11 protein-coding genes are annotated in these 11,642 nt (G+C 64.9%); 1 reads left to right on the top strand and 10 read right to left on the bottom strand.

The features are described from left to right. Positions 1–193: 193 nt before the first annotated feature. Complete coding sequence (locus AC6I21_RS04675; protein ID WP_138174301.1) at positions 194–799, top strand: class I SAM-dependent methyltransferase; 606 nt, start codon at positions 194–196, stop codon at positions 797–799. A 64-nt stretch (positions 800–863) separates the two neighbouring features. Here the strand turns inward: AC6I21_RS04675 and dapF are convergent, their stop codons facing one another. From dapF to AC6I21_RS04625, 10 genes are all read right to left on the bottom strand, one after another. Then, positions 864–1,793, bottom strand: a complete 930-nt coding sequence (dapF, locus tag AC6I21_RS04670) for a diaminopimelate epimerase (protein WP_138173206.1) — start codon at positions 1,791–1,793, stop codon at positions 864–866. Positions 1,794–1,822: 29 nt separating this feature from the next. Further along, the gene (gene miaA / locus AC6I21_RS04665; protein WP_138173208.1) at positions 1,823–2,743 is read right to left on the bottom strand and encodes a tRNA (adenosine(37)-N6)-dimethylallyltransferase MiaA; all 921 of its coding nucleotides are present in this window, start codon (positions 2,741–2,743) and stop codon (positions 1,823–1,825) included. A 7-nt stretch (positions 2,744–2,750) separates the two neighbouring features. Then, entirely contained in the window at positions 2,751–4,283 is a 1,533-nt protein-coding gene (gene miaB / locus AC6I21_RS04660; protein WP_138173210.1) for a tRNA (N6-isopentenyl adenosine(37)-C2)-methylthiotransferase MiaB, read from the bottom strand. Between the two features lie 111 nt (positions 4,284–4,394). Continuing rightward, complete coding sequence (locus tag AC6I21_RS04655) at positions 4,395–5,246, bottom strand: regulatory protein RecX (protein ID WP_497763142.1); 852 nt, start codon at positions 5,244–5,246, stop codon at positions 4,395–4,397. Positions 5,247–5,279: 33 nt separating this feature from the next. After that, positions 5,280–6,332, bottom strand: a complete 1,053-nt coding sequence (gene recA, locus AC6I21_RS04650; protein WP_138173212.1) for a recombinase RecA — start codon at positions 6,330–6,332, stop codon at positions 5,280–5,282. Between the two features lie 215 nt (positions 6,333–6,547). Then, positions 6,548–6,769, bottom strand: a complete 222-nt coding sequence (locus AC6I21_RS04645; RefSeq protein WP_138173214.1) for a DUF3046 domain-containing protein — start codon at positions 6,767–6,769, stop codon at positions 6,548–6,550. A gap of 91 nt (positions 6,770–6,860) precedes the next feature. Then, on the bottom strand, positions 6,861–7,289 hold the full coding sequence (locus AC6I21_RS04640) for a helix-turn-helix domain-containing protein (protein WP_054821044.1): 429 nt from the start codon (positions 7,287–7,289) through the stop codon (positions 6,861–6,863). A gap of 193 nt (positions 7,290–7,482) precedes the next feature. Then, a complete protein-coding gene (locus AC6I21_RS04635) occupies positions 7,483–7,980 on the bottom strand; it encodes a CinA family protein (protein WP_346921806.1) in 498 nt (165 codons plus the stop codon). A gap of 84 nt (positions 7,981–8,064) precedes the next feature. After that, on the bottom strand, positions 8,065–8,661 hold the full coding sequence (gene pgsA / locus AC6I21_RS04630) for a CDP-diacylglycerol--glycerol-3-phosphate 3-phosphatidyltransferase (protein WP_497763141.1): 597 nt from the start codon (positions 8,659–8,661) through the stop codon (positions 8,065–8,067). Between the two features lie 3 nt (positions 8,662–8,664). Then, positions 8,665–11,550, bottom strand: coding sequence for an FtsK/SpoIIIE family DNA translocase (locus tag AC6I21_RS04625; protein WP_497763140.1), 2,886 nt, complete (start codon positions 11,548–11,550; stop codon positions 8,665–8,667). Positions 11,551–11,642 lie beyond the last annotated feature (92 nt).

Raw genomic sequence — 11,642 nt, 5'->3', positions numbered from 1 at the left:
GTCCATGGAATCTCAACGCTGGGGGCATCAGAAATATGCCCGGGCTGTTAGCGGGATTCGCGGGTTACCGTGCTGACGGTGTTAGACGAAAATCAGGATCATGCCAGAAATTCTACCAGTTGCCCGGTCCTGGCGATATTGCGTAGCGCACATCGTTTGTTGGCCGTGAACACTCCGGGATAATCTTCGGTGTATGAGCTCGGATCACTACTTCAGCGCCACACCCGCGTCCGCCGATGAACGGCGCACCATCACGGTCGAGCTCAACGGCCAGAAGTACCAGGTGCAAACCGCTTCGGGGACCTTCTCCCCCACCGGGCTGGACAAGGGCACCGCGGTGCTCTTGGAGCACGTGCCGGCCCCACGCGGCACCGTCCTGGACATCGGCTGTGGCTGGGGTCCGGTCGCCATGACCGCGGCACTGCAGAACCCGGATTCGAAGGTTTACGGGGTTGAGGTCAATGAGCGCTCCATCGACTTGGCCCGGCTCAACGCCCAGGCGCTTGGACTGGAGAACCTGACCATCAGCGACCCCGACGGGCTCGAGGATGACCTGCAATTCGACACCATCTGGTCCAACCCGCCGATCCGCATCGGCAAGGACGCGCTGCACGAGCTGCTGCTGAAGTGGCTGCCCCGGCTGGCTCCGGGCGGTGAAGCGTGGATGGTGGTCCAAAAGAACCTGGGCAGCGATTCACTGCAGAAGTGGCTGGTGGGGCAGCTGCCAACGGACTGGAGCATCACCCGCGAGACCAGCTCCAAGGGCTTCCGCATCCTGAAGGTCACCCGGCCGAACTAATCCGTGCCCGGGCCAAGCGCCGTTCGAAGGTGGCTGGCCTTGGCCAGCACGAAGCGCTGCCTGCCTAGTCGCGGGTCAATACTCCGCGCCCGACCAGGACCGCTGGGCCGCTGAGGATGACATCGTCGGTGCCATCCTCGTTCTTGCGGAAAGCCACCCCCACTTGTCCGCCGGGGATGTTCACCACCCAGTCATCGATTACCGTGGTCGAACCGGCCCAATAGCGGACCGCCGCCGCTGCGGCACAGGCTCCGGTGCCGCACGAGAGCGTCTCCCCGACCCCGCGCTCGTGAACCCGCATGGTCACGGCCCCAATCCCTTCGGAGACCAACGGCTCGGCCGGCACCACGAATTCCACGTTCGTCCCGTGTTCGGGCACCGGATCCACCGCGGGCGCGACGCTCAGATCCAGGGCCGAGAGCTCCTGCATCTCGGCCAGGGCCACCACGGCGTGCGGATTGCCCATGGTGATGGACAAGGCCGGGCGCCCCTGCTCCCAGCCGTGGGCTCGCACCAGGCTGTCCAGCGCGTTGTCGTTGGCCTGTTCGGAATGGATCAGCCCCCAGGGACCCAGGTTGACCGCATACCCGTCCTCCAGCCGGGTCACCTGCTTCACCCCGGCACGGCTGCCAATCTGTAGGGTGCTGCCCACCGGCAGGTCCACCAGCTGCTCCTGGATCAGGAAATGCACGAACAGGCGCACCCCGTTGCCGCACATTTCCGCGATGGACCCGTCGGCGTTGCGGTAGTCCATGAACCAGTATGCGTCGGGCTGCGCCTCCACCTGGTAGGCGTACTCCTCCACCGCTGCGGTGGGCACGGCACGTATGACCCCGTCACCGCCGAGCCCGAAGTGCCGGTCGGCCAGCGCGGCCACGTGCTCGGCCTGCAGCACCAGCTGGTCCTGGGGATCGGAAATAAGCACGAAGTCGTTGCCGGTGGCGTGGCCCTTGGCATAGGACAGGCCGGTGAGCTGATCAAGTGCATGAGCCATGGGGGTGTCCTTTGCTGGCGGTGGTTTCGCTAGTGCGCGGCGGCGTCGCTGGAGACAAGTTCCAGCGCCCGCTCTATGGTTCCATCCTCGGTGGGGTCCAGCCAAGTAACCCGGTCATCTGCCGAAAACCAGGTAATCTGGCGACGGGCGAACTTGCGCGTGGCCACAATGGTGGCGTCGATGGCCTGCTCGCGGGTGAGCTTCCCATCGATCAGGTCAATGTACTGCTGGTAGCCGATGGCCCGGGACGCGGTTTTCCCCTTACGCAGCCCCCGATCAAGCAGGCCACGCACCTCATCTTCCAGGCCCTGTGCATCCATGTGATGCACCCGGGCGGCCAGACGTTCATGCAGTGCCGGCCGGTCCAGGTTCAACCCGATTTGGATGGCCGGCTGGAAGTACTGGCGTTGGGGCATATAGGAGCTGAACGCACGCCCGGAGATCTCATGGACCTCCACGGCGCGGATGGCGCGGCGCAGGTCCAGGTTCCGAGCCGCCGAAACCGGGTCCACCGCGGCCAGGTGCGCGCGCAGCGGCGCTTCACCTTCGTGATCCACCTGCTCTTCCAGACGCCGGCGCACCTGCGGATCAGTGGGCGGGAAGTCGATGACATCCAGTGCCGCACGCACATAGAGCCCGGAGCCGCCGACCATGACCGGCACCCGGCCGCGGGAACGGATCTGCTCAAAGCAGATGCGCGCCTGTTCCTGGAAACGGGCCACCGATGCCTCCTCGGTGATGTCCATGATGTCCATCAGGTGGTGTTCGATGCCGCCGCGCCCCCCCAGTGGCAGCTTGGCGGTGCCGATGTCCATCCCACGGTAGAACTGCAGGGCGTCGGAGTTGACGATCTCCCCGCCCAGCTGTTGGGCCAGGGCGATCGCCAGATCCGATTTTCCGGTGCCGGTGGGCCCGACGACCGCGATCACCGGCAGGTATGCTGCATCCACGTCCCGGCTACTTGCGCACCATCAGGGTGGGCATGCCCAGGCTGGTCTTGCCCGGGGTGCTGTTGCCGCCGGAGGCCGGCACCCCGCAGCTTTCGGCCTGAGCGCGGTCCCATGCGTCCCCGGCCCGCGAACGGCGCAGCGAGTACTGTTCCAGGCTGGGGTCGGAGATCAGGTGGAATGCGGCGGCCTCGGTGATCGGCAGGGTCACCAAGTCGCCCGGGCGCGGGCTCTGGGCACCTTCGGGCACCGAGAAGTGCACCAGACGCTGGTCCTGGGAACGCCCGGCCAGACGGTGAGTTTCCTCGGACTTGCGCCCAGACTGTTCGGTGACCAGTACCTCCACGGTGCGGCCCAGTTGCTTGGCGTTCTCTTCCTTGGCGATGCGGTCCTGCAACGCGGTCAAACGTTCGAAGCGTTCCTGGACCACGGCCTTGGGCAGCTGCTCCTCCATGGTGGCCGCAGGGGTGCCCGGGCGCGGCGAGTACTGGAAGGTGAACGCGGAGGAGAACCGGGAGGCTTCGACCACGTCCAGGGTGGCCTGGAAATCCTCTTCGGTTTCACCGGGGAAACCGACGATGATGTCGGTGGTGATCGCCGCGTGCGGGATCCGCTCGCGCACCTTGTCCAGGATGCCCAGGAATTTCTTGGAGCGGTACGAGCGGCGCATGTCCTTCAGCACCTTGTCCGAACCCGACTGCAGCGGCATGTGCAGCTGGGGCATGACGTTCGGGGTTTCGGCCATGGCCTCGATGACGTCATCGGTGAACGCGGCCGGGTGCGGGCTGGTGAAGCGCACGCGTTCCAGGCCCTCGATCTCACCGCAGGCGCGCAGCAGCTTGCCGAAGGCCAGCCGGTCCCCGAACTCGACACCGTAGGAGTTCACGTTCTGGCCCAGCAGGGTCACCTCGATGGCGCCGTCGGCGACCAGGGCCTTGATTTCTGCCAGGATCTCCCCGGGACGGCGGTCGCGCTCCTTGCCGCGCAGGGAGGGAACAATGCAGAAGGTGCAGGTGTTGTTGCATCCCACGGAGATTGACACCCATCCGGCATACACGGATTCGCGGCGGGTGGGCAATGTGGAGGGGAAGACGTCCAGGGTCTCCAGGATCTCCAGCTCGGCCTTCTTGTTATGGCGTGAGCGAGCCAGCAGGGTCGGCAGTGAGCCGATGTTGTGGGTTCCGAAAACCACGTCCACCCAAGGCGCCTTCTTCAGGATGGTGTCCCGGTCCTTCTGGGCCAGGCAGCCGCCGACGGCGATCTGCATATTCGGGCGTTCGCGTTTCAGCGGGGCCAGGCGTCCCAGGTTGCCGTAGAGCTTGTTGTCCGCGTTTTCGCGCACGGCACAGGTGTTGAAGACGATCACGTCGGCCACGTCATCGACCTGCTCGTCGGGTTTGCGGCTCAACCCGGCATCTTCGAGCAGGCCGGAGAGCCGCTCGGAATCGTGCACGTTCATCTGACAACCGAAAGTGCGCACCTCATAGGTGCGGGGCAGGTTTTCGTCGTCAATCGGGGTCAGGGTTGCTTGCTCAGTCACCATTCAAGGTTACCGAATCTTACCGGTCTGGACATCTTAGCCTTGGCTGTTCTGAGCGCCGGCTAAGACGTCGGTAGCCGTCGGGGGCCGCGGCTGCGTATCCGCGCGTTGGCCCTAGTGTTCGCCGAAGCGGGCGTCCCATTCCTCACGCGCGACGCGGAAGGCCATGGATCCGTTGTAGCCCTTGCGCCCTAGCATCCCAACCAGTCGGCGCAGTGCCTTTGCGCGGTCTACCCCCATGGATGCCGGACGGAGTTTGGTCCGGGCCAATTCGCGGGCCCGCTCTTCCTCGTCCGCGTCATCCACTTGTTCCAGGGCCATCTGGGTGATTTCGTCATCGACTCCCTTGGACCGCAGTTCATGCTTCAGCGCCTGGCGAGCCAGCCCCCGGGTTCGGGTGCGGGCGCGGACCCAGGCGTCGGCGAACTTTTGGTCATCCACCAGGTCGACCTCGATGAAGCGTTCGATGACCTCATCAGCGATGGCCTCGGGACACTCCTTGTCCAGCAGCTTGTCCTTCAGCTGTTTCGCAGACTTGTCGCTGGCGGTCAGCTGGCGCAGCAGGATGACGCGCGCCTTCTCCCGCCATTGGTCATCGCTGAGTTCTTCGGGTTCTTCGGTTTCCCGCTGTGCCTTGGGCAGGCGCTTGGCGGAGCGTTTCTTTTTTTCGGCCTTCCGCGGCGGAGCGGGTGATTGCATGATCCGCTCCATGGAGGCACGCAACTCCTCCACCGTGGCTGGCGACCCGTCCTCGGCACCAGCCAATTGCGCGGATGCGAGTGGACCGGACGTCGCGGTGGAAGGTGTGCCTGCGGAGGCATCCGCCGCGGCACCCGCCATAACCGAATCGTCGTCTACGGCCTGCTCGTCGGGGTCGGGTCTGGCCCAGTCGGGCATCTCCTGCGGGTCACCGAAGAACTCATCGGATACGCGCTCGGCGCCGTACCCGGAAGAGTTTCCGGGCACGGCGCCGCGTTTCTTGCGTGGGGGCACTGCTACTTACTCGCCTTCGACGACGCGCAGGCCTTCGGTGTCCTCGCCCTCGGCCTCTGGCATTTCCACAATGCCCAGCTTCTGCTTGATCTGCAGTTCCAGCTCATTGGCAAGATCCGGGTTGTCACGCAGGAAGCGGCGGGCGTTCTCCTTGCCCTGCCCCAGCTGGTCGCCGTCATAGGTGAACCAGGCACCGGACTTCTTGACCAGCCCGTGCTCCACGCCCATGTCGATGAGGCTGCCTTCACGGGAAATACCCACACCGTAGAGGATGTCGAACTCGGCCTGCTTGAACGGCGGGGCCATCTTGTTCTTCACGATCTTCACGCGGGTACGGTTGCCGACGGGGTTGGCGCCTTCCTTCAGCGTCTCAATGCGGCGGATGTCCATGCGCACCGAGGCGTAGAACTTCAGTGCCTTACCACCGGTGGTGGTTTCCGGGCTGCCGAAGAACACACCGATCTTTTCACGCAGCTGGTTGATGAAGATGGCGGTCGTCTTCGAGGCGGAAAGGCGACCGGTGATCTTGCGCAGCGCCTGGGACATCAGGCGTGCCTGCAGACCCACGTGGCTGTCGCCCATTTCGCCTTCGATTTCAGCACGCGGCACCAGGGCGGCCACCGAGTCGATGACGATGATGTCCAGGGCGCCGGAGCCGACCAGCATGTCCATGATTTCCAGGGCCTGTTCACCGGTGTCCGGCTGGGAGACCAGCAGGGCGTCGGTGTCCACGCCCAGCTTCTTGGCGTATTCGGGATCCAGGGCGTGCTCGGCGTCGATGAACGCCGCGATGCCGCCGGCCCGCTGCGCGCTGGCTACGGCGTGCAGGGCCACAGTGGTCTTACCCGAGGATTCCGGGCCGTAGACCTCCACCACGCGTCCGCGCGGCAGTCCGCCAATGCCCAGGGCCACGTCCAAGGCGACCGAACCGGTGGGAATGGCTTCGATGGGCGCGCGAGTGTCATCGCCCAAACGCATGACCGAGCCCTTGCCGAATTGCTTGTCAATCTGGCCGAGGACTGATTCGAGCGCCTTTTCCCGATCATTTTTTGCTGCCATGGTTCACCTTTAAGTCGTCGTGGCTACCTGGGTATGCCTATCGATATTTGTCTTACTGCTCTCCACAGTAGGACTGCGCTCCGACACTTTGGACTCGATGACGCCAAGTGTGGAGAAGTTTTGTGTTTTTCTGCGCTTGCGCGTGTGTACGAAAACAACGGTATCCGAACATGTGTTCGAAATCAAAGCTTCTGCCTTCGAACACGCCGGGAAGTTTATTCCTTGATTTCGATGTCCGGGCCCAGCCAACGGTCCGTCGGCACTTCCTGTATGCGGCAGACCGCTTCCCACACTGTTTTCGGGTCGATTCCGCGCTCCAGCGCCTGGGAGGCGTTCAGACTGCCCAGCTCGGTGAGCGCCAACGAGCCGGCCAACACCCGGGAGTACCGGGGACCGAACTCATGCTCCATGTTTCGCCAAAAATCGCTTAATCGCACGTAGTTATTCTCCCACGAAATACCGGCAGGACCCCCGCCCAAGGCGAAGGTCCTGCCGGTGTTTTAGAAGTTTGAAATGCCGGGATGTTGATTAGTTGGATGCCGAAGCCAGCGGCTTGTTGAAACGCTCCGGAAGATCGGTGGCGAATTCGCTGGACAGCTCGGAGGGGATGGTGTCCGGGATGGTGATGCCTTCGGCCAGTGCGATGCGTTCGGAAACCTCGCGCAGCATCAGTGACAGTGGCACCTCCAAGGCGATGCAGATCGAGGACAGCAGTTCGCTGGAAGCCTCCTTCTGACCGCGTTCGACTTCCGAAAGGTAGCCGAGGGACACACGGGCACTATGGGAGACCTCGCGTAGAGTGCGGCCCTGACGCTGACGGACGTCGCGTAGGACATCACCGATTTCGTGACGGAGTACTACCATTTTGTGCTCCTCCTTCTCGTGCTGGACCTCGGCTGGTTGGCCCATGTCGCGCCAACGGACAACTCCATTGACTGTGACGGGTTGCTTAACCATGTGTGTTGCCTTTGCTCCTGGGTCCTAAATTCGGGTCTGAGACCCGGCCGAGATACCCTCGGCCGTTGTCTGTTTCAACGGTGCCACCGGGTCTTTTGTTCCCGGTACCCTTACCCTAATCAATACTTTGCGACGAACGCCACATCACCAGCCAATTAACGGGAACTGTTGCGATATGTGTTGCCGCTTCTAATTATTTCGAGCCAGCCTGTGAATTTTCTTGGCCGAGCATGGCAACTAGCTGTTGCAGCGCAGCCGTGGTGCTCTGCTCCCGGATCCGTTGCCGGCTGCCGACGAAGTGGTGGAGCACCGACCCGGCCTGCGTGGCGGTGGCCCAGCCGATGTAGACGGTGCCCACGGCCTTGCCGTCGTGCGCGGCCGGCCCGGCAACGCCCGTGGCCGACACCGCCACATCGGCACCGCACGCTTGCCGGACGCCGACGGCCATCAGCCGTGCGACCTCCGGGTCCACCGAGCCGTGGGTGGAGAGCAGCTCGGCGGGCACATCCAACAGTGAGGCCTTGACCTTGGAGGAATAGGAGACCACCCCGCCCTGCAGCACGGCCGAGGAGCCGGGCACCGAGGCGAGGGTGGCGCTGATCATGCCGGCGGTCAGTGATTCGGCCGTGGCGATCTGTCGCCCGGTGGCCCTGGCCAGCTCAACAACCCGAGTTGCTAGTTCCGTATGCATGCTCCTGCCTTCCCTCCACGTGTCCTACGTGTTCTAATCCTTGGCCGGCCGGCGGCGGTGGGCCTGGCCGTATCCCCTGGCCGCCTACTGGGTCCGGCGCGCGTTTGAGCGCAGCTTCGCCGCCTTCACGACGTAGTCCAGGCCGGTCAGCACGGTCACCGCGACGGTGAGCAGCATGATGATCAACGCGGTGTCGCTCAACCAGTCAATCGTGTGGGTGAACGGCAGCAGGTAGAGGATGATGGCCACGGTCTGCAGCACGGTCTTGATCTTCCCGCCCATGTCCGCCGCGATCACCCCGTAACGGATGACGGCGAAGCGCAGCAGGGTGATCCCCCACTCGCGCACCAGGATCACGATCGTCACCCACCAGGACAATTCGCCGATGATGGAGAAGACCACCAGCGCCGAGCCGGTGAGCAGCTTGTCCGCGATCGGGTCGGCGATCTTGCCGAAGTTGGTGATCAGTCCGCGGCTGCGGGCCAGGTCCCCGTCCAGCTTGTCGGTGTACATGGCCACGGCGAAGATCGCCACCGCCACCCAGCGCCACACCCCCTGGGTGGAGTTGTCGGCCAGCAGCGCCCAGACGAAGAAGGGCACCATGATGATGCGCACCGTGGTGAGCACATTGGCGATGTTCAGCGTGGGAACCGGGGCTTCACCGCTCGCGGGATTGGTCATCAATTACCGTCCTGTCAGGTTCCAGGCGTCCTCGCCCGATTGGTCGTCACCGTCGTAGTAGTCCACCGCGGCCTCCCGGCTGTCCAGGTCCGCGGCCACCTCGTCCACCGGGCCGGCGTGGTTCACGTTGGCCTCGTCCACCAGCGCCTGCTCGGCGGCGGTGGCCTGGTGGCTGGCCGCCTCGTCCCCGCGCATGGCGGCGAGCACCGCCGGCAGGTCGTCCGGCTTGACCAGCACGTCGCGGGCCTTGGAGCCCTCCGAGGGGCCGACCACGCCGCGCGATTCCATCAGGTCCATCAGGCGTCCGGCCTTGGCGAAGCCCACGCGCAGCTTGCGCTGCAGCATCGAGGTGGAGCCGAACTGGCTGGTGACCACCAATTCGGTGGCCTGCAGCAGCAGCTCCAGGTCGTCTCCAATGTCCTCGTCGATCTTCTTCTTCTCGGCCGTGGGCACCACGTCGTCGCGGTATTCGGGCTGCAGCTGCTCCTTGACGTGCTTGACCACGCGCTGGATCTCCGATTCGGTGACCCAGGCACCCTGCACGCGCATCGGCTTGGAGGAGCCCATGGGCAGGAACAGTGCGTCGCCCTGGCCCAGCAGCTTCTCCGCGCCGGGCTGGTCCAGCACCACGCGCGAGTCGGTGACCGAGGAGGTGGCAAAGGCCATGCGGGAGGGCACGTTCGCCTTGATCAGGCCGGTGACCACGTCCACCGAGGGGCGCTGGGTGGCCAGCACCAGGTGGATGCCGGCGGCACGGGCCAGCTGGGTGATGCGCACGATCGCGTCTTCGACGTCGCGTGGGGCCACCATCATCAGGTCGGCGAGCTCGTCGACGATCACCAGCAGGTACGGGTACGGCTTGAGCACGCGCTCGGACCCGGCCGGGACCTGCACCTTGCCCGCGCGCACCGCCTTGTTGAAGTCATCGATGTGCTTGAACCCGAAGTTCGCCAGGTCGTCGTAGCGGGTGTCCATTTCCCGCACCACCCAGGCCAGCGCCTCGGCGGCCTTCTTCGGGTTGGTGATGATCGGGGTGATCAGGTGCGGCACGCCCTCATAGGCGGTCAGTTCCACGCGCTTGGGGTCAACCATCACCATGCGCACCTCATCCGGGGTGGCGCGCATCAGGATCGAGGTGATCATGGAGTTCACGAACGAGGACTTACCGGCACCGGTGGCACCGGCGACCAGCAGGTGCGGCATCTTGGCCAGGTTCGCGACCACGAAGCCGCCCTCGACGTCCTTGCCCACGCCCATCACCATCGGGTGGGCGGACTTCTTGGCGTTGTGGCTGCGCAGCACGTCGCCCAGCGCCACGATTTCCTTGTCGGTGTTCGGGATCTCGATGCCGATCGCGCTCTTGCCCGGGATTGGGGACAGGATGCGCACATCGGAGGAGGCGACCGCGTAGGAGATGTTCTTGGACAGGGCGGTGACCTTCTCCACCTTGGTGCCCGGGGAGAGTTCGATCTCGTAGCGGGTGACCGTCGGGCCGCGGGAGAACCCGGTGACCTGGGCGTCCACCTTGAACTGGGTAAGCGTGTTGGTCAGCGCCGCGACCACCGCGTCGTTGGCCTCGGAGTGTTCCTTGGCCGGCGGGCCGGCGGGCAGGTAGTCGTTGGAGGGCAGCGTGTAGGTCACGTCGCCGGAGAGCTGCAGCTGTTCGGTGCGCTGCGGGATGGGGCTCAGCGGCGGGGCCGGCTTGGTGCGGTCCAGCGCCACGGTGCTCATCGCATCGGTGGCCGCCTCCGGCTCGTCCTTGCCCAGGCCCACCTGGTTCATGATGGCCGCCATCTCGGCCTCGGCCTTGGTGGGTCGCTTGACTCCCGGCGGCGGGGTATCCGGGGCCGGGTGGCTGATCGCCTCGGTCGCCGGTTCGGCCTCCAGGCCGGCTTCGCCGTGCAGTTCGGGGATCTGGTCCAGGGAGACGGTGGCGGCATCGTCGATGACCGCCTTGTCGTAGGCCACGTCCCCGACGCGCTCGTGCTCCACTTCCCCGTCCACGTCGTAGACTTCGGTGGCCTTCTTGGCCTTGGGCTTGAAGAACGAGGACTTCTTCTTCTTGGGGGCCGGGGCGGGCTCGGGTTCCCCATACAGGTAGGACTGGTCGTGCTCCTCGGCGTGCGGGTCCAGGTCGTTGACCTTCGGGGCCACCGCGGTGCGCGGGGCATTCGGGTCCTGGCCGAGCAGCCGGTTGTAGCCTCCGCGGATCCGCGTGGGAATCTGTGTGATGGGAGTGGCGGTGACAATCAGCAGCGACATGAACAGCAGGAAGATGAACACGGCCATGGCTCCGGGGACCGTGATCAGGGACGCCAGCGGAGGCCCGAGGATGGCTCCGCTCATCCCGCCGCTGGTCCACAGGGTCTCAAAGTCGGAGGACACCGCCGGGGCGCCGGCGGCCAGGTTCGCCACCGCGGCCCCGGATAGGGTCATCACCAGCAGGCCGATGCCGATGCGGTTGTTCGCCGCATCGTTCTGGGGGTAACGGAAGAGCCGGGCGGCGCCGATCAGCAGGATCGGGGGCAGCATGACGGCCATAAAGCCCAGCGAACCACCGGCGACCGCGTGCACGCCGCGGCCAAACCATCCCACATCGCGCAGACCCCACCATTCAACGATGGCGACCAGGATCGCGGTCAGGGTCAGGAACAGTCCCGTACCGTCACGGCGCACCTCATAGTCCGGGCGGACGTTGCGCCCGATCTTGCGGAACGCGCCGCCAACCACCCGGGCAATGCCCATCCAGAAACCGAGGATGGCGCGCAGCGGCAGCGCCAGCTCATTCTCTGGATTCTCGGGAGTCTTCTTCTTGGACGCGCCACTCGATCCCCGCGGTTTGCGCGTGGAGGAGGTCTTCGCGCCCTTTGATTGGGTACGTGGAGCCATATAACTAGGGTATCGCCCCAATTTGTGCGCTACCCGAATTTACACGGAACAGGCCCGTAACCCTGTGCTGGATGATCATCACAGCGCCCCCA

The organism is Glutamicibacter sp. St.4D3 (assembly GCF_059728615.1).
The sequence above is the reverse complement of the archived record's forward strand: the minus strand, read 5'-3'. Positions and strand labels throughout refer to the sequence as shown.